Origin of the sequence: Streptomyces sp. NBC_00057 (assembly GCF_045041165.1) — a bacterium.
Taxonomy (GTDB): Bacteria; Actinomycetota; Actinomycetes; order Streptomycetales; family Streptomycetaceae; genus Streptomyces.
This window is the reverse complement of record NZ_CP108256.1, coordinates 7,126,560-7,151,474: the sequence shown is the minus strand read 5'-3', so window position 1 is coordinate 7,151,474 and position 24,915 is coordinate 7,126,560. Positions and strand designations below refer to the sequence as shown.

At 68.8% G+C, this 24,915-nt stretch carries 20 protein-coding genes and 2 pseudogenes; 9 read left to right on the top strand and 13 right to left on the bottom strand.

Going from position 1 to position 24,915, the window contains the following annotated elements:
• Positions 1-411 precede the first annotated feature (411 nt).
• Both OG953_RS33630 and OG953_RS33625 read right to left on the bottom strand, forming a co-directional pair.
• Entirely contained in the window at positions 412-675 is a 264-nt protein-coding gene (locus OG953_RS33630) for a hypothetical protein (RefSeq protein ID WP_405689000.1), read from the bottom strand.
• A gap of 272 nt (positions 676-947) precedes the next feature.
• Complete coding sequence (locus OG953_RS33625) at positions 948-1,757, bottom strand: SGNH/GDSL hydrolase family protein (RefSeq protein ID WP_405688999.1); 810 nt, start codon at positions 1,755-1,757, stop codon at positions 948-950.
• Positions 1,758-1,972: 215 nt separating this feature from the next.
• Here OG953_RS33625 and OG953_RS33620 point away from each other — a divergent pair, with 215 nt between their 5' ends.
• The gene (locus tag OG953_RS33620; RefSeq protein ID WP_405688998.1) at positions 1,973-3,076 is read left to right on the top strand and encodes a DUF5925 domain-containing protein; all 1,104 of its coding nucleotides are present in this window, start codon (positions 1,973-1,975) and stop codon (positions 3,074-3,076) included.
• A 141-nt stretch (positions 3,077-3,217) separates the two neighbouring features.
• Here OG953_RS33620 and OG953_RS33615 read toward each other — a convergent pair whose 3' ends face one another.
• Positions 3,218-3,595 (bottom strand): GntR family transcriptional regulator, encoded by a 378-nt coding sequence (locus OG953_RS33615; protein WP_405688997.1) that lies wholly within the window; start codon positions 3,593-3,595, stop codon positions 3,218-3,220.
• A gap of 69 nt (positions 3,596-3,664) precedes the next feature.
• Between OG953_RS33615 and OG953_RS33610 the strand changes: the two genes are divergently transcribed.
• The 3 genes from OG953_RS33610 (at position 3,665) to htpG (ending at position 7,478) form a co-directional block, all read left to right on the top strand.
• Positions 3,665-4,585 carry a GNAT family N-acetyltransferase gene (locus OG953_RS33610; protein ID WP_405688996.1) on the top strand — a complete coding sequence of 307 codons (921 nt, stop codon included), beginning with the start codon at positions 3,665-3,667 and terminating at the stop codon, positions 4,583-4,585.
• On the top strand, positions 4,566-5,060 hold the full coding sequence (locus OG953_RS33605; RefSeq protein WP_405688995.1) for a DUF402 domain-containing protein: 495 nt from the start codon (positions 4,566-4,568) through the stop codon (positions 5,058-5,060). Before OG953_RS33610 ends, OG953_RS33605 begins: the two co-directional genes overlap by 20 nt.
• Positions 5,061-5,540: 480 nt before the next feature.
• A complete protein-coding gene (gene htpG, locus OG953_RS33600) occupies positions 5,541-7,478 on the top strand; it encodes a molecular chaperone HtpG (protein WP_405688994.1) in 1,938 nt (645 codons plus the stop codon).
• A gap of 16 nt (positions 7,479-7,494) precedes the next feature.
• Here the strand turns inward: htpG and OG953_RS33595 are convergent, their stop codons facing one another.
• The 8 genes and pseudogenes from OG953_RS33595 to OG953_RS33560 form a co-directional block, all read right to left on the bottom strand.
• Positions 7,495-9,042, bottom strand: a complete 1,548-nt coding sequence (locus OG953_RS33595; protein ID WP_405688993.1) for a trifunctional class I SAM-dependent methyltransferase/NUDIX hydrolase/VOC family protein — start codon at positions 9,040-9,042, stop codon at positions 7,495-7,497.
• A 119-nt stretch (positions 9,043-9,161) separates the two neighbouring features.
• Positions 9,162-10,502 (bottom strand): MFS transporter, encoded by a 1,341-nt coding sequence (locus OG953_RS33590; RefSeq protein ID WP_405688992.1) that lies wholly within the window; start codon positions 10,500-10,502, stop codon positions 9,162-9,164.
• Positions 10,503-10,709: 207 nt separating this feature from the next.
• On the bottom strand, positions 10,710-11,441 hold the full coding sequence (locus OG953_RS33585; RefSeq protein WP_405688990.1) for an IclR family transcriptional regulator: 732 nt from the start codon (positions 11,439-11,441) through the stop codon (positions 10,710-10,712).
• 169 nt (positions 11,442-11,610) lie between these two features.
• Positions 11,611-12,057 (bottom strand): MarR family winged helix-turn-helix transcriptional regulator, encoded by a 447-nt coding sequence (locus OG953_RS33580; protein WP_405688989.1) that lies wholly within the window; start codon positions 12,055-12,057, stop codon positions 11,611-11,613.
• Between the two features lie 103 nt (positions 12,058-12,160).
• Positions 12,161-13,027 (bottom strand): fumarylacetoacetate hydrolase family protein, encoded by an 867-nt coding sequence (locus OG953_RS33575; protein WP_405688988.1) that lies wholly within the window; start codon positions 13,025-13,027, stop codon positions 12,161-12,163.
• A 42-nt stretch (positions 13,028-13,069) separates the two neighbouring features.
• On the bottom strand, positions 13,070-14,107 hold the full coding sequence (locus OG953_RS33570) for a cupin domain-containing protein (protein ID WP_405688986.1): 1,038 nt from the start codon (positions 14,105-14,107) through the stop codon (positions 13,070-13,072).
• Positions 14,108-14,128: 21 nt separating this feature from the next.
• Positions 14,129-15,343, bottom strand: a complete 1,215-nt coding sequence (locus OG953_RS33565) for an FAD-dependent monooxygenase (protein ID WP_405688985.1) — start codon at positions 15,341-15,343, stop codon at positions 14,129-14,131.
• A 205-nt stretch (positions 15,344-15,548) separates the two neighbouring features.
• Positions 15,549-15,782: pseudogene (locus tag OG953_RS33560) on the bottom strand (hypothetical protein); the annotation flags it as partial.
• Positions 15,783-16,071: 289 nt separating this feature from the next.
• Between OG953_RS33560 and OG953_RS33555 the strand changes: the two are divergent.
• Both OG953_RS33555 and OG953_RS33550 read left to right on the top strand, forming a co-directional pair.
• Positions 16,072-16,374 (top strand): annotated as a pseudogene (locus OG953_RS33555) (class I tRNA ligase family protein); the annotation flags it as partial.
• Positions 16,320-16,871, top strand: coding sequence for a class I tRNA ligase family protein (locus OG953_RS33550; protein ID WP_405692205.1), 552 nt, complete (start codon positions 16,320-16,322; stop codon positions 16,869-16,871). The pseudogene OG953_RS33555 and the gene OG953_RS33550, both read left to right, overlap by 55 nt.
• 55 nt (positions 16,872-16,926) lie before the next feature.
• Here the strand turns inward: OG953_RS33550 and OG953_RS33545 are convergent, their stop codons facing one another.
• Positions 16,927-17,178 (bottom strand): hypothetical protein, encoded by a 252-nt coding sequence (locus OG953_RS33545; protein WP_405688984.1) that lies wholly within the window; start codon positions 17,176-17,178, stop codon positions 16,927-16,929.
• A 600-nt stretch (positions 17,179-17,778) separates the two neighbouring features.
• Here OG953_RS33545 and OG953_RS33540 point away from each other — a divergent pair.
• From OG953_RS33540 to OG953_RS33530, 3 genes are all read left to right on the top strand, one after another.
• A complete protein-coding gene (locus tag OG953_RS33540; RefSeq protein ID WP_405688983.1) occupies positions 17,779-18,759 on the top strand; it encodes an SIS domain-containing protein in 981 nt (326 codons plus the stop codon).
• A gap of 496 nt (positions 18,760-19,255) precedes the next feature.
• Positions 19,256-22,717 (top strand): DNA polymerase III subunit alpha, encoded by a 3,462-nt coding sequence (locus tag OG953_RS33535; RefSeq protein WP_405688982.1) that lies wholly within the window; start codon positions 19,256-19,258, stop codon positions 22,715-22,717.
• Complete coding sequence (locus OG953_RS33530; RefSeq protein WP_405688981.1) at positions 22,714-23,751, top strand: ImpB/MucB/SamB family protein; 1,038 nt, start codon at positions 22,714-22,716, stop codon at positions 23,749-23,751. The genes OG953_RS33535 and OG953_RS33530 overlap by 4 nt, the downstream gene beginning before the upstream one ends.
• Positions 23,752-24,062: 311 nt before the next feature.
• Here the strand turns inward: OG953_RS33530 and OG953_RS33525 are convergent, their stop codons facing one another.
• Positions 24,063-24,818: an MFS transporter gene (locus OG953_RS33525; protein ID WP_405688979.1), complete on the bottom strand. Its 756-nt coding sequence runs from the start codon at positions 24,816-24,818 to the stop codon at positions 24,063-24,065.
• Positions 24,819-24,915: the final 97 nt, after the last annotated feature.

Below are 24,915 nucleotides of genomic sequence, written 5' to 3'. Positions count from 1 at the left end.
CCGCGCGCCGCGCTCACCGGGGCAGCGTGGCGGGCCGGTCCAGGGTGCCGAGCAGGCTGATGAAGCTGCGGGTCACACATGTACACCTCCGGGGGTGGGGTGTCGTGCACTTGCCAAACGATCAGCAGACTGGACCCGGAGTTTTCTGCGTCAACATCTCGGGATGACGAAGATGTTACGTACACGATAGGTACGAGTGGGCGGACGTAGCCGCAGATGGCCGCCGTGCCGACGCCCGACGAACACACCGAAGCGCTGCTGCGAGCCCTGGGGATGACGGGAGAGCAGACAGCAGCGCAGCGCCGGGACGGTGTGATCGCCTGCGCGGCCCCGAGCGGGGGGCCTGGGCGACGGACCCTGGCCGGGGAGCCCGGGCGGTGAACCGAAGCGCGGTCGTGACGGGCCGTCGAGTCAGTGGCGGCTGCCGAAGAGCGAGCGTCGCAGTCGCCGCAGCGGCGCGAAGAGCGAGACCCGCGCACTCTTGCTCCGATGGCTGTGGGCGGCATCGCGCGAGGTGAGCTCACGCATCAGCAGTGTCGCCTCCGCAGCCTCCCGCTGCGGGACGGCAGGGCCGCCGAGCACCGCGAGATGGCGGTCGAGGCGCGAACTCGTCGCACTGCTCCCGCATGTGATGGCAGGCACACGCGGCCTGCTGCGCATCGTTATCTGTTCCATGTCACTCCCCACCCGTACGAGGGCACCCGGCCCGGGCAGGTTAACCCTATCCCCCCGCGACGACACCCGTGTATCCCGGTCACAGGATTGAGCACACACATACGGAGGCTGACGACCAGCTGCTCAATCCGCCCGATTCCAGGGCGAGTTGGACAGAACGGAAGCGGTTCGGCCGCAATGAATCGACGGGGTGCCGGACGGAGACCCCTGCGGACGGGGCCTCCTACCCGTCAGGCGGCTGAACGGGCCCGGCACATGTACTGGGTGGGGGGTCAGGCGGCCGAGTTGAGGCCGGGCAGGTAGCCGCCCGACTGTCCGGCCGCGGTGGGGTGGTACGACTCACCGATGTTGAGCCAGTTGAGGCTGTGCAGCCAGGCGCTTCCGGAGCAGATCTCGTGCCCGGCGAAGTTCCCCGCGACATCGGCGAAGGTGAAGCCGTGGTCGGCGGCGCGCTTGGCGGTCGCCGCGTTGAGGTAGTCGGCGGCACCGTTGATCGCGGTGCGCACCTTGTCACTCAGGCCGACGACACAGCTGCCACCGATCTTGTAGAAGCGCGGGTAGCCGAGGACGACGACATGAGCGGACGGCGCCTTGGTCCGGATCGCCGAGTACACCGAGTCGAGGTTGCCGGGCAGGGTGGTGTCGACATAGCTGCGGGCCGTGGCGATCCGGCTGAGGCAAGTGGCCTCCGACTGGAGGACACAGGTGGTCATGACATCGGAGAAACCCGCGTCATTGCCGCCGATGGAGATCGAGACGAGGTCGGTCGAGGCACTGAGGGGGCCGAGCTGGTTGGCCTTGACATCACCTGTGCGGGCACCGGAGCAAGCGGTGAAGCCGAAGGACGAGGGCGAGTTGGCGGCGGCCCAGAGTGCCGGGTAGGCCTTGGTGCTGCGCTTGCAGTCACCGCTGGCACTGTCATAACTGCCGGATCCGACACCCGAGGAGTACGAGTCGCCGAGGGCGACGTAGTCGACGGCCTGAACAGACTGTGCGGCGTTGGCGGTGGCCGCTCCGGTCAGAGCGAGTACGGCTCCGAGCACGAGCGAGGACGAGAACGCCACGAGTCTGGACATTTTCATGGAACCTCCCTTGGACCGACCGGCAGGATCTCCGCCTGGTCTGCCGTGTCCGTGGTAGCAGTACCCACACCCTCACCGGAAGTGTCCATGCCAAGTTGGTCCAATGAGTTCTCCTGCGCGTCCTGCTGAAGTTGCGTCATGTCCGCGGTCCGCCCGCCGGAAGCAGGGAGGAAGGTGGCGAAACCTGGGTGCGCCGGGTGCCCCCTTGCCGGATCATGGGCGCCATGTCTGCCAACCCTGAGTCCGCTCTGCCGATCCGGCTCACCGTCGACGACAGCGATTCCCCGTCCGACGTCGTCGACGCGCTGTTTCTCGGCCGCTTCGCGACGGGCGAGCAGCCGTACTCGCACAGCTCCTCCCTCGACCGCGTCAAGGCCGGGGCCACCTTGCTGCCCCCGGCCGCCAAGGTGCTGCGCGCCGCCCGCGACGACGACCGCAGCGCCACGCTCGCCGAGGGCGACGGCTGGACGCTGCTCATCTCGCGGTGGAACCGCGGCGCCGATGTCACGGTCACCGCGACCAGCCCGGAGCTGGCGCAGAGGATCCTCGGCCAGGCGACGGACGGCGCCCAGGACGAACCGGAACCGCAGCCCGAGAATGTGACGATGGGCTTCTGGTACGTGTCCCCGCGCCGCGGCCCGTACCGCACCACCCGGCAGATCGCCGCCGGTACGTGGGACGAGGTCCGCGACAACTACACGGCGCCGGTGGCCGATGCCATGGACCGGCTGATGAAGGTCACGCCCGACGACATCGCCGGCCGGCTGCTCCTGCTGCACGGCCCGCCCGGCACCGGCAAGACGTCCGCACTGCGCACGCTCGCGCGCTCGTGGCGGGACTGGTGCCAGGTCGACTGCGTGCTCGATCCGGAGCGGCTCTTCAACGATGTCGGCTATCTGATGGACATCGCGATCGGTGAGGACGACGGCACGGCGAAGGGCCGTTGGCGACTGCTGCTTCTGGAGGACTGCGACGAGTTGATCCGCGGCGAGGCCAAGCACACGGCGGGCCAGGCACTGTCCAGGCTGCTGAACCTCACCGACGGGCTGCTGGGCCAGGGCCGCAATGTGCTGGTGGGCGTCACCACCAACGAGGACCTGGAGCGGCTCCACCCGGCCGTGGTCAGGCCCGGGCGCTGCCTCGCCAGGATCGAAGTGGGCTCACTGAGTCGCAAGGAGGCGGCGGCCTGGCTGGGTACGGAGGAAGGGCTGGGCCGCGAGGGCGCCACGCTCGCCGAGCTGTACGCGCTGCGGCGCGGCAGCAGTCCCGCGTCGGTGCCGAAGCAGGATTCCGGTGCGGACGCGGGCCTGTACCTCTGAGCCCGGCGAAACCAAGCCCGTCCGGTACTTGAGGACGTCTTTCAAGCCGTCCGGCGCTTGCGGACGCCCTTCGAGCGCGTCCGGCGCTTGGCAAACCGGCGGCCGGACGGCGCCCGGACCCTGCCCCGCCCCGGCCCCGACTCATCGCGTCGCGTACGCCGCCCGTACCGCGTCCTCGGCCAGGGACAGCGCCTCGGCCCGGGACAGGCCCAGTCGCCGGGCCTGCTCCGCGTATTCCTGCGCCGCAGCCGCCGCATGCCGGTCCGCCGCATCACCGGCAGCGGCGATGAACGTGCCATTGCGGCCGCGGGTCTCGATCACCCCGTCGGCCTCCAGCGCCCGGTACGCCTTGGCGACGGTGTTCGCGGCGAGGCCGAGCTCCTCGGCGAAGCCGCGTACGGTCGGAAGTCTGAAACCGACGGGCAGCGCGCCGGAGCGGGCCAGTTCGGAGATCTGTGTGCGCAGTTGCTCGTACGGGGCGGTACCGGAATCCGGAACAAGGGCGATCTTCAGGGTCACGCACTGATTGTCCCCCACCGCCGGAAAATCAGCGGCGCCCCGTGCGGGAGCACGCGTAACGTCCGGCCCATGACTGTCCTCGTTCGCGACTTCCTGCCCGCCGACGCAGAGGCCTGGGTGCAGGTCCGGCGCGCCGCACTGCCCTACATGGTGACGACTCCCGAGCAGGTCGCCTTCGATCTGGCCTCCGCCCATCCCGACCAGCGCTACCGGCTGCTGGTCGCCGAGAAGGACGGTGAGCTCATCGGGACCGCACAGGTCGGTCTCGTCCACGACAGCCCCGAACCCGGCCAGGCGTTCTGTAATCCGTACACACATCCGGACCGCACCGGGCACGGGGCAGGTGGGTTGCTGCTGAGCACGGCCGAGGAGTACCTGGCGCGGGAGGGCGCGCTCGCGCTCTACACCTGGGTGCTCGACACCCCGTCGAACCGCGCGTTCGCCGAGAAGCGCGGCTATGCGCCGAGCCGCTCGGCCCATTTCCTCCACCTCGATCTGGCCAACGGCTCGCTGCCGCCCCGTCAGGAGCTCCCGGCGGACGTCCAGCTGCGTACCGCCGCGGACTTCGCGGACGATCCGCGCCCGCTCTTCGAGGCGGACGCCGAGACCACGGCCGACGAGCCGAGCGACACCCCGGCCGAACTGTCCGACTACGAGGACTGGCTGAATCGGACCTGGCGCCACCCCGGGCTCGACCACGAGTTGACTTCGGTCGTGGTGGTCGACGGGAAGGTGGTGGCGTTCAGCGCGGCGCAGACCGACGGCCTGACCCGCTACATGTCGGGGATGACCGGAACCCGTCGGGCGTACCGCAACCGGGGCCTGGCCAGGCTCGCGAAGAACGACTCGCTGCACCGGGCGCGCGCCGCCGGGTACACGGACGCGTACACCGGCAATGACGCGGACAACGGTCCGATGCTGGCGGTCAATCGATGGTTCGGCTACGAGATCTGTGCCACGGAGGTGCGGTTTGTCCGCAAGCTCGGCTGAGACCGCGCTGGTGGTCGCCCTGGTGAAGGCCGGGCGGACCAAGATCCGTTACCCGGCGGATGTGGTCCGCGACGACGGCACCCGGGTGACGGTGCGTGCGCCCTGGGCGGCGCCGGGGATCCGTGACTTCGGCTTCGTACGGTTCGAGCCTGGCGATGTGTTCACCGAGCACTACTGGCGCGACCGCTGGTTCGCCGTGAAGGAGGTCCGTACAGGCGCGGGCGAACTCAAGGGCTGGTACTGCGACATCACCCGTCCCGCCGTGCTGCGGGACGCGGAGCTTCTGGTCGAGGACCTGGATCTCGATCTGTGGGTGTCGGCGGACGGCTCGTCCGTGCTCCGTCTGGACGAGGACGAGTTCGAGGAGAGCGGTCTCGCCGAACGCGATCCGACGGCGGCCGATGCGGCCCGCCGGGCGCTGGACGAGCTGGAACACCTGGCCCGCGCGGAGGGCCTCGCGATGCTGCTGGCCTGACCGGCGGAGGTACTCGTTCCGGGTTCCGGGCGGACCGCCGCACGGTCCACCCGGAACCCGTTCCACCGCTTCCGCCAGCCGTCAGCAGCCAGCCGCCGGCTCGATGGCCGCAGCGGAACAGAGGGTTCGGCATGGCGGGGCCCACAGGAACCCGGATGCCCGCCTCCTCGGCCGCGGCCCGGTCCGCGGCCGACCACTCGGATTCGCCGCGCAGGGGCACGGGGACCTCACGGGCGATGCGGGGGTGGGGGTGATCCGGATGTCTCCGCCGTCGCCCGCACCGGTGCTCCATGTCCGTCGGCGCCACCAGGGAGAGCACGCCCGCTTTGTACTGAATTTCCGTGAGTTCGGTCCGGCCCTGCCGCCGGAACCGCACGACGGACACCCCTGACCGCCGGAACGCAGTTCCCGTGATGACCAGTTGATCTACAGTGCTCAGGTCAGTTCCCCACCCGGTGACCTGAGAAGGAATCACGGATTATGCCCACTGAGACGTTCGAGTTTCAGGTGGAAGCGCGCCAGCTTCTGCAAATGATGATCCACTCGATCTACTCGAACAAGGACGTGTTCCTGCGCGAACTCGTCTCCAACGCCTCCGACGCGCTCGACAAGTTGCGGCTCGAAGCGCTCCGCGACGACTCGCTCGGCGCGGACGTGTCCGACCTCCACATCGACATCGAGACCGACAAGCAGGCCCGTACGCTGACCGTGCGGGACAACGGCATCGGGATGTCGCACGACGAAGTGGTCCAGCTCATCGGGACCATCGCGAACTCGGGCACAGCGAAGTTCCTGCGTGAGCTCAAGGAGGCCGAGGACAGCGCCGCGGCCGAAGGGCTGATCGGCCAGTTCGGTGTCGGGTTCTACTCCAGCTTCATGGTGGCCGACGAGGTCACGCTGCTCACCCGGCGCGCAGGCGAGAGCCAGGGCACCCGCTGGACGTCGACCGGCGAGGGCACGTACACGATCGAGACCGCCGCCGACGCCCCCCAGGGCACCTCGGTCACGCTCCGGCTCAAGCCGGAGGACGCCGATGACCGGCTCTACGACTACACCTCTCCCTGGAAGATCAGGGAGATCGTCAAGCGGTATTCGGACTTCATCACCTGGCCCGTCAGGATGGCCCCGGAGACCGCTGCCGACGACGCCGCGGACTCCGGGGCAGGGGCCGACGACGCCCCGCGCGAACCCGAGACCCTCAACTCGATGAAGGCCCTCTGGGCGCGCTCGCGCGACGAGGTCACGGACGACGAGTACCACGAGCTGTACAAGCACATCAGCCACGACTGGATCGCCCCGCTCGAAACCATCCGGCTGCAGGCGGAGGGCACCTTCGAGTACCAGGCACTTCTCTTCATCCCGTCGCACGCGCCCCAGGACCTGTTCATGCAGGGGTACAAGCGCGGCATCCAGCTCTATGTGAAGCGCGTCTTCATCATGGACGACTGCGAAGCGCTGATGCCGCCGTACCTGCGCTTCGTCAAGGGCGTCGTCGACGCTTCCGACCTGTCGCTCAACGTGTCGCGCGAGATCCTCCAGCAGGACCGCCAGATCCAGTTGATGCACCGGCGTCTGGCGAAGAAGGTGCTGTCGACGGTCAAGGACATGATGTCCGCCGACCCGGAGCGCTACGCCACGTTCTGGCGGGAGTTCGGCCGCGTCCTCAAGGAGGGGCTGCTGAGCGACTTCGAGAACCGCGACGCCATCCTCGGTGTCGCCTCCTTCGCCACGACCCACGACAAGGACGAGCTGACCACTCTGCGGCAGTACGTGGAGCGGATGAAGGACGGCCAGGAGCACATCTACTACCTCACGGGCGAGTCCCGGCAGGCCATCGAGAACTCCCCGCACATGGAGGCGTTCCGGGCCAAGGGCGTCGAGGTGCTGCTCCTGACCGATCCCGTCGACGAGGTGTGGGTCGAGGCGGAGCCCGAGTTCGACGGCAAGCAGCTGCGGTCCGTCGCCAAGGGCGAGGTCGACCTCGGCACCGAGGAGGAGAAGAAGGAGGCCGCGACCGAGCGCGAGAACCGGCAGCAGGAGTACGCGGATCTGCTCGCCTGGATGACGGACCGGCTGAGCGAGACCGTCAAGGAGGTACGGCTCTCCTCGCGCCTCACCGTCTCGCCCGCCTGCATCGTCTCGGACACGCACGATGTGACGCCGGCCCTGGAGAACATGTACCGCGCCATGGGCCAGCCCGTCCCCCATGTGAAGCGCATCCTCGAACTCAACCCGGAGCACCCGCTGGTCAGCAGTCTCAACCGGGCACACGCCGAACGCGGCGAGGATGCCGGCACCGGCCTGGAGGAGACGGCCGAACTCCTCCACGACCTGGCGCTGCTGGCCGAGGGCGGCGAACTGGGCGACCCGTCGCGCTTCGTCAGACTGATGGCCGACCGCCTTGAGCGCACCCTGTGAGTGAAAAACGCAAGCCCTAGTCCCGGCGCCGCGCCCATGCATCGGTGTGCGGCGCCGGGTCCTCCGGCGCCGGACGGGCCTGCTGGAATCCGGCGACCAGCTCCACCTCGTACCCCGCCGCGTCCTCCAGATAGGCGGCGATGTGCCCGTCCCCGCCCGCGTGCGGGTAACGGTCCGGGAAGAGCGGCTGCCAGCCGTGCTCCGGGGCCCCGGCCACCAGTGCGTCGAGGGTGGCCCGGTCCCGGACGTGGAACGCCAGGTGGTTGAGCCCGGGACGGCGGCGGTCGTGCGTCTCCCCGGTCAGGTCGGATGACTGCTCGACCACCACATAGCTGTCGCCGCGCCGCCAGCTCCGCCCGTGTTCCCAGTGCTGGTACGGGACATGGCCCAGCTCGCCGAGCAGCCAGCCCCATCCCTGTTCGGCCGCCGGCAGATCGGGCACCCACAGTTCGATGTGGTGCACCCCGCCGGTGCGGGCCCCGCCGGCCGGCAGCGGGACGGCGCGGCGGATCGCGTGCGGCTGGTACGCCACGGTGTCGCCGTCCTCGTGCCAGTGGATCAGGAAGTGCTCCCCCGCGCGGTAGCCGTCGAGTCCCGCGCGGCAGTAGGCGACGATGTCGTCCGGCAGGGCGTCCAGCGGGAACCACGCCAGCTCGGAGCACTTGTCCGGTTCGCGGTTGTACGGCGGGCGGCCGGGGTCGTACTCCGCCTCGAAGAACCAGCCGGTCCTGGGACTGCCGCCGGGGCCTCGGTGCTGCATGACCAGGGCGACCCGCAGCTCGTCCGGGCCGAGTTCGACACCGATCTCCTCGGCGGCCTCACGGATCACCGCCTCGCGGACGTCCTCACCGTCCTCGACATGTCCGGACGGGCCGTTGAACAGCCCGTCCGCGTAACCGGTATTGGCCCGGCGGGCGAGCAGGACGTCCGGGCCCCGGCGGAGGATCAGATGCACATCGACGACCTCGGTGTGCCGGTGCGGCGGTTCGGCGCGGGCCACCAGGGCGTAGCGCTCGTCGTCGACCTGCTTGCCCCACAGGGTCGGATCGTCGGAGAGCCGCTCGTGGTGGATGCGTTCGGTGAGCTCCGAGAGAAGTCCGGTCAGCCGCTCGGAGGAGAGGCCGACGCCGCCCCGGACGCCTTCGATCAGGATCAGTCGGCCGCCGGGCCGCAGCAGGGTGAACCAGTGGCGCAGGACTGCCGCCGGATCAGGCAGCAGAAACACGACATGTCTAGCCATGATCACATCGAACTGCTGCTTTCCGACCGGTGGTTGGGCCGCATCTCCGAGAAACACCCCGGTACCCGTCCCGGCGAGCTTGGCCCGTGCCTGCTCCACCATGCGCGGCGACCGGTCGACGGCGGTGACCCGGTGCCCCTGCCCGGCGACGAGCAGCGCAAGGCTTCCGGTGCCGCATCCCAGGTCGAGCACCTCGGAGCGCTCACCGGGCAGCCAGCTCTCCAGCCGCTGCGCCCAGGCGTGCCGGACCGCCGGGTCGAGCAGCCCGTGATCGGGCTCCTCGTCGAAGGAGTCGGCTGCGGAATCCCAGTCGATCGTCGTCATGGGTCGATCGTGCCATCCGGCACTGACAACGGCGCTCCGCGGGCCGGATCGTGATCGGCTTGCGGTAGTGACGGCCGTCCCACCACCCGACGCCTCAAGTGATCCATTTACGGTCGGTCCTATGCCGTTGCGGCGGCCTGGTCGGCAGTTGGGACAGAGGGCCTACCGCCGGACTGCATGAAGAACAACAACACGCCGGCAGCCGTGAAGATCACGCCGACGGCGATGTAGAGGGCGTGTGGTGTCCAGCCGGCATCCAGCAGCCACCCAGCGGCAGTGGGGGCGACGATGGCACCGACGCGGCCGACACTGATGGCAGCACCGACTCCCGTAGCGCGCAGACGGGTGTCGTAGATGGCTGGGGTCAGCGCGTAGAGACCCGCGATGCACCCGTTGACGGCGACGCCGACGACTGCACCGAAAGTGAAGGCCAGGGCAAGATTTTCGGTCGAGACCGCGAACGCCACCACGAGCAGACCGGAGGCGAACAGATAGCCACGGTTCACCTTCACCAGTGCGTAGCGGGCAGCCAGTACGCCAAGGAGCGCAGTGCCGAACATTCCGCCGAGATTGAGCAGGGTGCCGCCGGTGAGACCCTGGGTGGAGGACATGCCGGCTTCGACGAGCAGGGTCGGCGTCCAACTGGTCACGAAGTAGAAAGCGGCCATCACCAGGAAGAACGCGGACCACAGCACGAGCGTGGCACGGCGCAGGCCCGGTGCCAGCAGGAGACGGAATCCAGCACTCAGCCGGTGAGCAGCGGCAGGGTGGGGAAGCGTGTCGAGTTCCGCGTGTCCCATGCGCCGGGCAAGGTTGTTGATTCTGGAGAGAGCCCCTGGCGGCCTCTGCGTGATGAGGAAGTCGAGAGACTCCGGTAGCAGGAACAGCACCAGGGGAATGGCGACCACGGTGGCCATGCCGCCGGCGAGGAAGACCGAGCGCCATCCGAAATGATCGATGAGGGTGACGGACGCGAGGCCGCCGACTGTCGCGCCCACCGCGTAACCGGTGGAGTTCAGGCTGACGGCCAGGCCGCGCCAGCGGCGGGAGGCGAACTCGCCGGCGATGACGTTGCTGGACGCAAGAACAGCACCGATGCCGATGCCCGTGACAATGCGCAGCAATCCCAGTTGCTGCCAGTTCTGACTCGTCGCGGACAGTAGCATGCCCGCAGCCGCCAGCCCCAGACCGCCCAGTATGACGGGCTTTCGCCCAATCCGGTCCGCCCAGGGTGCCACGAGCAGTGCTCCCACAGCCATACCGATGAGGCCACAGCTGAGGAGGAGCCCCAGTGTGCCGGAACTCAGATTCCACTCGCTGGAGATGGTCTTCCCGGTGAAGGCCATGACCAGGACGTCGAACCCGTCGAGCGTATTCAGCAGGACACACACACCGATCGCGCTCCACTGAAAACGGGTCATGGGCCCGTTGTCCAGGGCCTCGCGCAGGGGCGCGCTCACCGGACGACTCGCTGGGTGGCATGAAACTCGAAACGCATGAACATGGGGGCACTCCGTTGTCGACTGCGATAGGGCCGACGCCTTTGAACCAGCTCACATCCAGCGGCTCGCTCCAGCAGTCGGAGCACACATGGTCCGAATCCGGCGCGGCTGCAACCAGCCTCTTTTCCGTATGCCGGGAAACCATTTACTTCGCGAGAAAGACGGTCAGGAAACGGGCACGTGAAGTGCGCGGTTGATGGCACGGGCGCTGGTGAGGACGAGGTCAGCCAGGGCGGCAGGGGTGGCAGAGCCGCAATGCACGACAAGTGAAACGGCCGCGACGACCTCTCCTTGCGGGGACCGCACCGGCGCGGCCACCGAAAGCGTGTCGAGCGACAACTGTCGGTCGCTCACCGCGTAGCCGCGTGCACGAACCTGTGCCAGCACCCCTCGCAGCCGGTTGGCATCGGTGATCGTATAAGGCGTGTTACGTACGATGGGCCGTTCCAGCACGTCGTTCTGGACGGAGGCCGGTGCGTGGGCGAGCAGGGCCAGCCCCGCGCCTGTCGCGGTGATGGCGAGTCGGCCGCCTACACGCGTGAGTGTCGGGACTGCGCAGCTTCCCCCGATCCGCTCGACGAACACTGCCTCCGTGCCTTCGCGCACGGCCAGCTGCACATTTTCGCGGGTGACCAGCGAGAGATCCTCGAGGTAGGGCAAGGCTCGCTCGCGCAACCCCTGACCGCGTGGTGCCAGCGAGCCGAGCTCCCACAGGCGCAGCCCGATGCGATAGCGTCCCTGGGCGTCACGCTCCAGTGCTCCCCAGGTGAGCAGTTCTCCCAGCATCCGGTGGACGGTTGACACGGGCAGTTGCGCTTTTCGCGCCAGCTCGCTGAGTGACAGGTGAGGGGACTGGGCGCTGAAGGCGTCGAGGATCTGTAGGGCGCGGCTGATCACAGGTCCCGTACCGGAGGCGCCTTTGGCCTGTGCTTTTGGGCTGTGTTCCGGTCCGTCGTCCCCGGTTGCGCGAGAGTAATCTTGCAGCAATGGCTGACTCCTCGGACAGATGGAGAGTTCACAAGTCGTCCTGATCCGGCCGGTGGATGAGCCGCGGTGCAGGAGGCTGTCAACTGCCTGTCGGCGACGTGACTTCCATGTCGGCGATGGTGCGCAGCACACTCACGGCCGAAGCGCGTTCACTGGCGGGCAGAGCCGACAGAAGCTGTTCGTTGACGCGTTGCGCGGGCGGGATGAGGGAGCTCAGAAGGCGGTCGCCATCGTCGGTCAGACTCAGCAGAGTGCGTCTACGGTCCGCCCCGTCCCGCACTTGATTGACGTACTCCTGATCGGTGAGGCGGCGGACAATGAGATTGACGGTGGAGCGGTCCAGCGAGGTGACGGAGGCGAGAGTGCGTTGATCGATACCGGGCTGCTGCCGCAGAGCGTTGAGAACGGCGAATTGCTGAGAGGTGACCTCTTGGGAAACCTGAGCAGCCCACATCGCGGTATGCACCTGCTCCGCGCGGCGGATCAGATGCCCGATGTAGTTCTCCAGGTCCAGTGCGCGTGCCACGGTGTTCCATCTTTCTTCCGCTGAGGTGGTGCCCTCCTCCCGGACGGCAGGCCCATCCGGGAGTCTACGAGCGAGCGGCATTGCCCCGGTGCGCGCCGTCCCGTCAGCGGGAGTGGTGCCCGGGGCGTTGCGCGTAGGCAGTGGCCCCCGACCCGTCCACGCCGACTTCGAGGCGTCCGACGCGCTCGATCTCCAGCACGACGCGATCGCCGTGGCTGAGCGGGCCGACACCCGCTGGGGTTCCGGTTGCGATCACGTCACCGGGGTGCAGTGCCATGACGGAACTTGTGTAAGCGATGAGCTCTCGCACGCCGAATATGAGATCTGCCGTATTGGTCCGCTGTCGTGTGGTCCCGGCGACGTCACAGCGAAGGTCCAGCGTGTCCGGGTCCGGGATCTCGTCCGCGGTCACGATCCAGGGTCCGATCGGAGTGAAGGTGTCGAAGGACTTGCGGGTGGAACGGTCTTCGCCGGAGCGGACGGTGATGTCCAGGACGCAGGTGTATCCGAAGACGTAATCCAGCGCGTCGTCACGTGAGACGTGGGAGGCGGCGCGTCCGATGACGACGCCCAGCTCGCCCTCCTGGTCGGTCCGCTTGTCGGTGTAGGGCAGGAGGATGTCCTGACCCGGCCCGATCACGGAGGAGTTCGCCTTGAGGAAGACGCCGAGGTCGGCGACCGAGGTGGTGTACTCCATCTCGGCCTTGTGGTCGAGGTAGTTGACGGGAGCGCCGATGATCTTCCCCGGGCGAGGAAGGGGCGCTTCGAGTGTGGCCCCGGCCAGGGGGGTGCGGGGGGCGCCGGTGAGGTCCAGCGGGCCGGTGTGGCCGTCGGCCAGGCGCTCGATGTGGCGGTGCAGCGGGCCTTCGGGCCCGTAGGGGCCGGTGCCGGCGAGCTGTTCGGTCACGTCGATGATGTCGTTGCCGTCGACGAGTCCGAGCCGGCCCCGGTTGAAGAGAGTCAGACGCATGTCATGTTCCTTGCTGTGGTGAGCGGTTGGACGTCCGGGATGTCAGGCGCCGGGGTCGGATGCCTCGGTGCGGTACAGGCCGAGCGAGCGCATCACCGGTTCGTCACTGTAGGAGAAGAGGACGGCGTCCTGGGAGGCGGACGCGTTGAGGTGCCGGTACGAGGCCCAGCCGGGGACTGCAAAGGTGTCGTGTTCGGACCAGTCCAGCCGTACGCCGTCGACCACGGTGGCACCTTCGCCGCGGACCACGTTGAAGATCGTGGACGCTGTGTGCCGGCGGCCCGCTCCCTGGAAACCGGGGCGCAGACGCTGCACCCGGCAGCCGATCGTCGGCATCACCGGGCCACCGGTCCAGGGGTTGGTGTACTCCAGCACGATGCCGTCGATGTCGCTGCCCTCAGCGGTGTCCGCGACGGCGTCGAGGGCGCGTGCGGTCTCCGCCCAGGTGTAGCGGGTGACGGGTGAGTTGGGCCCGTCGGGGGTCAGCCAGGCCGGTGTGAGGCGGCCGTGCAGGAACTGCCGACTGCCCGCGTCGTCGGGTCGGGTGACCGGCTGCAGACGCTGCGGGTACTGCTCGTAGAAGCCCGCCTCCAGTGCGTTGACCAGGGGATAGTCCAGGGCGTCCAGCCAGATCATGGGCGCGTCACCCTGGTGGGTGTGGTCGTGCCAGTGCCAGCCGGGCGTCAGCAGCAGGTCGCCGGGGGCCATGTGGACGCGTTCCCCGTTGACGGTGGTCCAGGCGCCGGTGCCCTCCAGGATGAAACGGAACGCGTTGGAGGTGTGCCGGTGGGCCTGGGCGGTCTCGCCGGGCAGGATGATCTGCAGCCCGGCGTACAGGGTATTGACGGTGGCCGGCGGGTCGGTGAGACCGGGGTTGACCAGCATCAGTACCCGGCGCTCGGCCTCGTCGAGGGACAACGTCTGCGAGAAGTGCAGCAGGTGAGGGCGCAGGTCCTGCCAGCTCCAGCGGTGGGGTACCGCCCGGCTGCGGGGCTCGGCGGGGAAGAGGTTGCCGTAGAAGCGCCACAGCGGGGCGGCACCCAGGTTCTCCAGAGCCTTGTAGGCGACGTCGTCGGTCATGGTGGTCCTCCGTACGGTCGGTCAGGCGGCGGAAACGATGTCGGGGGCCGGTGTCCACACCCAGGAGATGTCGTCGAAGTCGTGCGGGGAACGGGTGGCGAGCAGGGCGTTGCGGACGGTGGCGCCCATGCCCTCCAGGTGGCACAGTTCCCCGAAGCTGCGGGCCGTGGTCTGGATCAGGGACGCCCGTGCCTGGCGCCGCTCGGCATAGGAGGCGAAGGCGTCGGCCGCGTCTGCGGACTCGACCAGCGCACGGCCGAGGGCTGCAGCGTCCTCCAGGGCCTGGCAGGCGCCCTGGGCCAGGTACTGGAGCATGGGGTGTGCCGCGTCGCCGAGCAGGGCGATGCGTCCGTATACCCAGGTGTCGACCGGTGCGCGGTCGAACAACGGCCAGCGACGGTCGCGGGAGACCAGCGGCAGTGCGGCACGCACGGCCGGGCACGTGCCGGCGAACCGCTCCTCGAGTTCGGCCTCCGTGCCCCAGTCGTCCGACTCGGGCCGGTAGTGGTCGCTTTCGAAGACCGCGACCTGGTTGTACAGCTCCCCACGGCGCACGGGGTACTGCACGAGGTGCATACGGGGGCCGGCCCACACCATCACCGCCTCCGAGGCGGCAATCTCCGACATACGGCCCGTCATCCGGACGGTGGGCAGCGCGCCGCGGAAGGCGACGTAGCGGGAGCAGACCGGATCACCGTCGCCGACCAGTGCCTGGCGCAACACGGAGCGCAGCCCGTCGGCGGCCACCACCGCGTCGGCCTCCAGGACCTCCGTGGTCCCCGCGAAGTGCAGGCGGACGCCGGAGCCGTCCTGCTCGACGCGGGCGACAGTGCGTCCAGTGTGCAGGGTGATGGCGGGATGTGTCCGGCAAGCGGTCAGCAGCGCCGTGTGCAGGTCCGTGCGGTGGGTGACCAGGTACGGGTGGCGGAAGCGCTCACGGAACGCGTCGCTGTGCAGGTCGAGTTCGGTGATCCGGTCGCCGTTGAGGGCATCCATCATGACCAGCCGGGGCGGCACGACGGCCGTCTGCCGCACCTCGGCCAGGACGCCCAGTTCTTCCAGTGCCAGGGATGCGTTGGGGGCCAGCTGCAGGCCGGCTCCGATCTCGCCGAACTCGGCCGCCCGTTCCACGAGCGTCACCTGCCTCCCCGCGCGGGCGGCGGCCAGGGCGGCAGCCAGCCCGCCGATGCCTCCGCCGACCACGGCGAGTTGCGGGGATGTAAAGGACGACGGCATACGGCCTCCTCGTTGAGACGGGGGATGGGCGGCGAGCGGAACGCGGGGCGGTGCCTGCAAGCCAGCCGGAACAAGTAATCAGTACACCAATCATTGGTGTACTGACGATATTAGGTGCGGGTTACAGAGCGGTCAACGGGTCCGAGGAAGGTTTTCCGCAGCTTGCGCGGTGGTGGAGCGCCATGCCCTGGTCAGCAGGCGGCCGCGACACCGTCGAGGCGGAGCGGCGCCGGAGCGTACGGCTGCGGGTCAGCGTCGAGCAGCCGGTCCGGTCGGCGTAGCGCACGGAGAGCGAGAGCCCCCGGCACACCTGCCCGTCCCCTCGCATCCTGGCCCCCAGCTCCTCGGTGAGCGACATGAGCGCGCGGCGCCGCCGCTCCCGGTCCAGCTCGTCGCGCGGGAAGGACCGTTCGGCGGCGATCGACCGGGACCCCGCGTCTCGCGCAGCGGCCCCTCCGGATCGGGGTGGGGGAGCGGACGGGCGTCCGTCCATGCCGGGCCTCGATGCATGACGAAGAGGACGTCCCCGCGAACGGGATGACTACGACCCAAACACTCGCTGAGCGTCCATCAGCACCTGCCGCAGGCAACGCCCTTGTTCCATGGCCCCCTTGACAGCCCCGTGAAGCCTGGCCATGATCTCAACGAATTCAGTAAAGATCCATCGCCAATGCAACGCAATCAGTTCCTTAGGGCGCAGTTAGCAACCCATATCGTGGAATCTGACCATGGAGGTGAGGCGAGTCACCGCGGCTCCACCGACCCCCAACGGCGACCTCCACCTCGGGCACCTCGCGGGCCCGTACCCCGGTGCCGACATCTATGCGCGCGCCTGCCGGCTGCGCGGCCGTCGCAGCGTCTTCGCCACCGGCCCGGACGTGCACCAGAGCTGTGTTCCGGCCAAGGCCCGGGCGCTGGGAGCCGAACCGCTGGAGATGGCCCAGGGGTTCGCGGACGAGATCGCGGGGATCTTCGCATCCGCCGACTTGGCCGTCGACCCCTACGTCCGCCCCCAGCACTCGGCGTTGCACCGGGAGACGGTGACCGCGTCTGCACCGACCTGGTCGATCCGCGCTGCACCACGTGCGGAGCCCAACCGTCCCGCCGGGAGTACGAGAGGCTGGTGCTGCCCCTCAGCCAGTACGCCGACCGGCTCGCCTCCTACCACCGGCACACTGCCATGAGCCCCCAACTCCAGTCCCTCTGCCAGGACATGCTGGAGCGCGGGCTGCCGGACATTCCCGTCAGTCACCCCACCGACCGGGGCCTTCCGGTGCCCGTCGAGGGCTTTGAGGACCAGCGGATCTACGTCTGGGCCGAGAGGGTCCCCGACTACTTCGCTTCCTTCATCGAGGCACTGGGCGAGAGCGGCGAGGCCGCCGACTGGCGGAGCCTGTGGAACAGGCCCGACACCGAACTGGTGCAGTTCTTCGCCTTCGACAACGGCTACTTCCACACCGTGCTGCGCCCCGGCGTCATCTCGGGTTCAGACGCCTTCACTGCAGCTCAGAGCCCCGTGGCAGCGTGAGGGACATAAGGCACGAAGGGAGCGCCAGGCAAGCCGATGGAAGTCCGGCCCTGGACTACTCATAGACCTTGGCTGCTTGGAGCGCGCGGGCGATGAAGGTCCAGTCACCGCCTGCTGGAAGCTCTTTGCCAAGGTTCTGATAGAAGCCTGGGGAGTCATGCACCCACGCGGCGAGGGCTTCCAGGAAGGTGGCGAGGGTGTTGTTCTCCCACACGTCGCCTTGCTGCAGGAAGTCCTGGTGCAGCCTGCGGACGAAAGCGGCCAGCTCCTCGCGGCTGCGGATCTCATCATCTGGAGTAAGGGACATGCCGGCAAGTATCCGGTGGGCCCGTAGGCGCCCCTCTAGGCCTCAGGGTCGACAGAAGTGCGTTTGTAGTGACATGGGTAGGGATAGGAGTCCCCCCCCGTCCGCGTAGACAGTCCCATCCATCTGCAGCTCTCCATGCTCCAAAAAGAATTACAGAAACTGGATGTCGTTGTGATTCTTGAAATTAAGTACCAGATAGGGCGGCAGGCCAGGGTCTTTGTTGACCCCATGTCATTTCCCGTCGGATGAACGGCGTGTCACCTGCGCGTCCGGCACGGGGCCGTCCCACTCGACCGGAAAGTCTTTGCTGGAAAAGGTGCAATCGTCACGTAGTCGAAGTATCGGCGATCCGCATTTCCGCTCCCCGTCCCATCGGCCGACCAATTCGGAATGAGTTACGGCCTCTGGAGTGACGACGGGTTTGCCTGTCCGCGCACGAGCTGTGCGGGCTGCTGGACCGGGCCGGTTTCCAGGTCGCTGACGTGTACGGCGACTACGACCTGAACCCCTTTCACGTGCACGCGCCGCATCTGATCATCACGGCCCAGCGCGCCTGAATCGTCCATCCATCCCCGCACTACGAAAGAGAAGTGATCCGCCGTGACCTCGACGACTGCCCTGTCCGATGTGATCCGTACCCAGGCCGACGCCCTCGCGCGGCTGGCCGACACCGACCTGTCGGGCCCCGCGGAGAGGCTGGCCGGAGCGCGGCGCGTCCTGCTCATCGGCACCGGCACCAGCCAGCACGCCGCCGAACTCGGCGCCATGATGCTCAGCCACGCCGGGATCGACGCCCGCTGGTCCTCAGCCGCCCTGTTCGCTCGCTGGGGGGCGCCGCTGCGCGAGGGTGACGCGATGGTGGTGATCACCCACACCGCCGAGACCGCCTTCGCCCTCACCTGCCGGAAACAGGCTCTGACCGCTGGGGTGCCGGTCGTCTCCGTCACCGGCCTCGGGTCCGGCTGGCCCGAGGCCGTCGAGACCGTCGAGCGCGAACGGTCCGAGACGTACACCGCCGGCTACACTGCCGCGCTCGCCGTCCTCGCCGGCATCGCCGCTCGTCTGGGCGCCGAGGAGTACGGCCCCCAGGCGCTGCGGCGTACCGCCGAAGCGGTACGGGCGGCGGTGGCCGACCCGGGGATCGACGAGATCGCCTTCCCTGCCCGATCCCTGGCCCTGATCGGCGCCGGCCCGTGGGGCGTCAGCGCGCGGGAGGGCGCCCTCAAGATCCGGGAGGCGTCGCGGACCCTCGCGGAGGGCTTCGAGGCGGAGAACTACCTCCACGGCTCGGCGGTCCCGTTCGGCACCGCCGACGGACTGGTCCTACTGGAGCCCGCGCGGGACCCGGACGGGCTGGTCGCCGCGCTCGGCGCGGCCGCGCGCCTGGAGGGCATCACCGTCAGCACCCTCGCCGACAGCACCGAGGACCTGCCGCCCGTCCTGGCCCAGCTGCCGATGACCGCCCGGCTTCAGCTGCTCGCGGACCGGTTCGCCGGAACACGATGCCAGAACCCCGACGTGGCCATCGTGGGCGCCTGGGCGGAGAAGCACCTGTGGACCCTGGGCGCCCCCACGGCCTGATGTGAAAATCCCCCGATACGTCAGCGGAAGACAGACACCGAAATGCAGCGGCTCGCGCGCCAGGCCAAAGATCAACGCAAGGCCGGGTGGGAGGAGCGGATCTGGAGGTCGCGGAAGAACGGCGACATCGCCGAGGCCCTCGCATGCGTTGGTCTGCGGCATGCTGCCCGCGTTGGATGCGGCGGAGAGCACCCCGCCGAGTCCTGCAGGACCTGGCGGCGGCCCTGACCGCGTCGCAGGATCTGGAGCCGCAGGCCTGGGGCGTCTCCGAATCCGGGGACCTGCACTGGAGCTGACGCGAGCGGGCTCACCCCTTATACAGCCGCCAAAATCCCGCGAACATCTCCGCAACCGGCGGAACCACCCCCTCCGGCATCCTCTCGGGCACGACAGAAACGATCGCACGTTCGAATCCTGAGCTACAGTTATCGAACGAGCGTACGATTGAAGATATCGGGCGGACGGTTCAAAGGGGGCGAAGCGATGGAGGTGCGACATGACGGGCTTCGCCCACCTGCACGTCGCATCCGGTTACTCCATGCGCTACGGCGCCGCCCACCCCGAGCAATTGGTGCGGCGGGCGGCCGAGCGGGGCATTTCGGCGCTCGCGCTCACCGATCGGGACACGGTCACCGGTGCCGTCCGGTTCGCGGAGGCCTGCGCAAAGGAAGGAGTCCGGCCGATCTTCGGCATCGACCTCGCAGTGGAGGCCGTCGCACCCCCTCCTCCCGCACAGCGTCGCCGCACGCCGGCGCGCGGTGGTGCGGATGTGGTCGAACCGCCTCTGCGGTTCGTGCTGCTGGCGCAGAACCGGACGGGATGGGCACGGTTGTGTCGCATCACGTCGGCCGCCCATGCCAGTGCTGCGAGTGCCACGCCAGGCGGAGCGCCGGTAGTGCCGTGGGAGGCATTGCGGGAGTACGGCGGTTCTGGCCTGACGGTGCTGCTTGGCCCCCTCTCGGAGCCGGTCCGAGCGCTGGCCGCGGGCCGGGAGGATGTCGCGATGAAGCTCCTGGCTCCGTGGCAGGAGATCTTCGGAAGCGGGGTGCGGCTGGAGGCTGTCGCGCAGAAACGTTTTAGCGTCGGTCCGGGGTCCCTCCGTCTGGCCGCCCGCACTTTGGCCTTGGCCGACCGCACCCGCACCACCGCCGTGCTTTCCAACGCGGTCCGTTACGCCGACCCCGACCAGCACCGACTCGCCGATGTCCTGGACGCCGCGCGGCTGCTGCGGCCCATCGACTGGCGCCACCTGGACAGCAGGCAGCGCTGGCTCAAGGACGAAGGAGCGATGGCGGGCATCGCGCAGTTGATCGCCGAATGTGCAGGCGCGGGCCCTCGGCGGGCAGACCGCCTGATGGCAGATACCGCAGCCACGGCTGCCGCGTGCACCGTGGATCCTGCGACGGATCTAGGGCTGGGCACGCCGCACTTCCCGGAGCCGCAAGTGTTCGGAGCCGAGCCTGGGGCGGGCAGCGTGGCACAGTTGCTGCGCCAGCAGTGCGAGGCCGGTATGGCCCGGCGTGGCCTCGACCGCGACCGCGTCGCACTCGACCGGCTGGACGAAGAGCTCGCTGTGATCTCCAAGTTGAACTACGACTCGTACTTCCTCGCCGTCGGCCAGGTTGTGGCCGACATCCGGGAGAAGGGCATCAGGGTCGCTGCCCGCGGCTCGGGCGCCGGTTCGGTGGTCTGTCACGCGCTGGGCATCGCCACGGCCAACCCGCTCGACCACCACCTGCTGTTCGAACGCTTCCTGAGCGTGCGCCGGGCGTCGCTCCCGGACATCGACATCGACGTAGAGTCCGCCCGGCGGCTGGAGTGCTACGACGCGATCTTCGAGCGGTTCGGCAAGGAACGGGTGGCGGTCACCGCCATGCCTGAGACCTACCGGGCCCGCAGAGCTCTGCGAGATACCGGCCTGGCGCTGGGCATAGCGCCGGCAGAGGTCGACCGGATCGCCAAGAGCTTCCCGCATCTGCGGGCCTCGGACATCACCGGTGCGCTCGCCGAGCTGCCGGAACTGCGACAGCTGGCGTCCGAGGCGGGACGATACGGGCCGCTGTGGGAGCTTGCCGAAGGCCTCGACTCCCTGGTCCACGGCATGGCCATGCACCCCTGCGGCGTGGTCATCAGCGACGCGACCCTCCTGGACCGGCTGCCGGTGCAGCCCACGCCGCAAGGCGACTACCCCATGGCAATGGCGGCAAAGGAGGAGATCGAGGCGCTGGGCAACATCAAACTGGACGTTCTGGGTGTCCGTATGCAGTCCGCGATGGCCCATGCCGTCTCTGAGATCGAGCGGACGACCGGCAACCACATCGATCTGGACGACCCGGAGCAGGTGCCGCTCGATGACGTCTTCGCGTTCAAGCTCATCCAGGAGAGTCAGACCCTGGGTCTGTTTCAACTGGAGTCACCTGGTCAACAAGATCTTTTGTCCAGGTTGCAGCCACGCGATCCTCAGGACGTCATCGCCGACATCAGCCTCTTCCGTCCCGGGCCGGTCGCGGGCGGCATGCCCGAGCGGTACATCGCCGCACGCCATGGCGGCACACCCACGTACGCCCATCCAGACCTTGAGCCAGTGCTCGCTGACACCTACGGCGTGACTATCTGGCACGAACAGATCATCGAGACGCTCTCGGTGATGACCGGCTGCGACTACGCGCTGGCCGAGATCGCGCGGCGAGCACTCGGCGAGAAGGAGCGACTGCCCCGAATCAAGGGCTGGTTCCACCACCAGACACGCGCCCGCGGCTACAGCGTGGAAGTGCGGGACGAGGTCTGGAAGACCATCGAGGCCTTCGGCGCCTACGGCTTCTGCCGGGCGCACGCGGTCGCCTTCGCCGTACCAGCCCTGCAGAGCGCCTGGCTCAAGGCGCACTACCCGGCATTCCTGCTGGCCGGCCTTCTCGAACACGACCCCGGTATGTGGCCCAAGCGCGTCCTCGTCTCCGACGCCCGTCGGCGTGGCGTGCCGGTTCTGCCCGTCGACATCAACCACTCCAAGGTGAAGCACACCGTGGAGAAGGCCGACGGAGAGCAGTGGGGCGTGCGGCTCGCGCTGTCCGCGGTGCACGGCATCAGCGAGAAAGAGTGCGCCCGGATCGAGGAGGGCCAGCCGTACGGATCGCTGTCGGACTTCTGGCAGCGGGCCCATCCCGGCAGACCGGTCGTCGAACGCCTCGCGGAGATCGGCGCCCTGAACTCCCTCCACGACGGACGCCTCACGCGCCGCGACCTGCTGCTGCAGATCGCCGAACTCCACCGGGCCTCCCGCACCCGATTCGTGGGCAAAGGCCAACTGCCCATCGACACGAGCGCCGTCGGCGGAGCGGAGCCGAGCGGCCTGCCGGAGATGACCGGACGCGAAGCCCTGAGCGCCGAGTTGAGCACCCTCGGCATCGACGTCTCCAAGCACCTGATGGAGCACCACCACCGACTGCTGCGCGAGATCGGCGCGACCGATGCGGCCCACCTGGCCGGAATGCGCCCCGGTCAGCAGGTCATCGTCGCCGGCGTACGGGCCTCCACCCAGACCCCACCGATCGCCAGCGGCCGACGCATCATCTTTGTCACCCTGGAGGACGGCTCCGGCCTGGTCGACCTGGCCTTCTTCGAAGACTCCCACCCGGCCTGCGCGCACACCGTCTTCCACAGCGGGCTGCTGCTGGTCCGCGGCACGGTCCAGGTACGCGGCACCCGCCGCACCGTCGTCGGCACCATGGCCTGGGACCTGGACCGGATCGCCGCAGCCCGCCGCGACCACGGCCCCGAAGCCGCCCTCGCCCTCCTCGGCGCCGGCCACCCGCACCCGACCCCCGCGCAGCCGCGGCGGACCCTGGTCAACGGCACCACCGGGGCTCGGCTGCACCCGTACGCCGACCTGCAGCCCGCCGGCAGTCGTTCGGCCGACCTGAAGAAGTTCGGCTACACCAGCCCAGGGAGTGCAGGATGACCACAGGTCAGCGGCACATCGCCCACCTCCATCTGCACGCCGCTTTGAGCGAGGCTCAGTACGACGACATAATCGAACTGATGTCTGGCGTCACGCCGCACGTCCAGGCCATTCCGCCCAACGCCGTCCAACTCGACCTGACATCGGCGCTCAGGTACTTCGATCTGTCCCCCTATGACCTGGTCCAGATGGCGAAGCTCAGGCTGAAGGCCCTCTACAACATCGACAGCAGCGCCGGGCTCGCGAGCAACCGCATGCTGGCTGTCATGGCGGCCGACGCGTCCGCGCCGGGAGACACCACCTGGGTCCCCACCGGACAAGTGACCGATTGGTTGTACCCGCGACCGGTCACCGCTCTGCCGGGGATTGGCCGCGCCACAGCGGAGACGCTCAGCAGGTACGGCCTGCACACCATCGGCCAGATCATCGACATGCCTCCGGTTACCTTGCAGCGACTTCTCGGCGCGGGTCCTGCTCGGCTGCTGGCCGAACGCGCTCGTGGCCACGATCCCCGCCCGGTCACCCCGTTGGAACCGGCAGCGCACCTGATCGCCGACCTCGTGCTGGAGCGGGACTGCCTGGACCCGGCACAGCATCACCGTGCGGTCCTGGGGCTTGCCGACCAGATTGGCCAACGCCTGCGTGGCGAAAGCCAGATCACCAAACGGCTCACCCTCACGGTGCGGTACGCCGACCGCAGCTCCACCACGCGTACCCGCGCGCTGCTGGAACCCACCAACCACTCACCCGCCCTCGCGGCAACTGCCCTGGGTCTGCTGAACGCCCTGGGGCTGCAGCGAGCGAGAGTCCGCGCCTTCGCGATCCGCGCCGACGGCCTGCTGCCAGCCAATGGTGCCTACCGCCAGCTCTCTCTGGATCCCAGCGATACCCGTGCCCGCGCAGTCGAAGCTGCCGCAGACCGTGCCCGTCGACGCTTCGGGCCGGAGGCCGTACGTCCAGCCACTCTGGGCCGACAGCCCGCTTTGTCCGAGAACCACGCGCAGGAGGGCGGGCCCAGGTGCGCGGCGCAATGACCGTCCGGGCCCGCAGGGTGTGGACACCACGGGCGCGCGCCGCGGCATCGGGGTGGGAGTCCATCGCCTGAAGGAGACGCTGGAGAAGGAGCGCCAGTCCACCTGCCGGCAGCGCCACGTGGCAGAAAAGGGGCGTTCGGCCGGAAACGGGCCGCACGCCCCTCGTGCTGCGCCTGTTGGCGCCCTGCAGGCTGCCGGGCCGGACGGGGGTGACCGGCCCGGCAGCCCATGGACGCGGCACGGCACGGGGGATGAAACCGCACCGCGCCCGTCCTGGCCGCACCGGCACGGGCCGAGGCGGCCAGGAGCCTTTACGGTGTCGCACTCTCGGCCTTCGCCGCCGGCTCGGCCGACTCGGTCAGCAGCGGTGTCTTGTCGCGCGCCGGCAGCAGCGCGACGACCAGGACTGCGGCGACCGCAGCGAGGCCCGCACAGATCAGCGACACCGTCGACATACCGGCCACGAACGCGTCCCGTGCCGAGTCGGCGATCGTCCCGGCCTGTGCCGCGGGGAGCTTCTCGGCGGCCTGGAGGGCGCCGGCCACGTTGTCCCGGATTGCTTCCTGTGCCTGCTCCGGAAGGGCGGCAGGGATGTCATCGTCGACGTTGTTACGGTACGCGGAGTTCAGCGAGCTGCCGAGGACGGCGACGCCGACGGACGCGCCGATCTGCCGCATGCTGTTGGCCAGCGCGGATCCTGCACCGACCTGGTCGGCGGGCAGGGAACTGAGGATCGCGTCCAGCGTGGTCGGCATCGTGAAGCCCAGCGCCAGGCCCATGACAGCCAGCGCGGTACCGGTGACCAGGAACTCGGTGTCGGGATCCACAGTGGCCAGCAGGCCGAGTCCGGCGACCCACAGCACCATGCCGACGGCGACGATCACCTTCGTGCCGATCCTGCCGACCAGGCGGCCGCCGACACCCGCGGCGATGATCAGCGCGCCGATCATCGGGAGCAGGCGCAGCCCGGTGTCCATGGCGTCCTTGCCCTGCCATGGATGCTCCTCAGCAGGCGCAAACTCAAAGTCGATGTAATGCCGGGCAGCGGCCCGGCAGGACAGGGCCACGATCGGCACAATCCGTCGTGGCCGGAGTGCGCACGAGCGCACCGAGAAGCCCCCTGAGCAGTTCTGTGTTGCTCAGGGGGCTGATACGCAGTCCCCT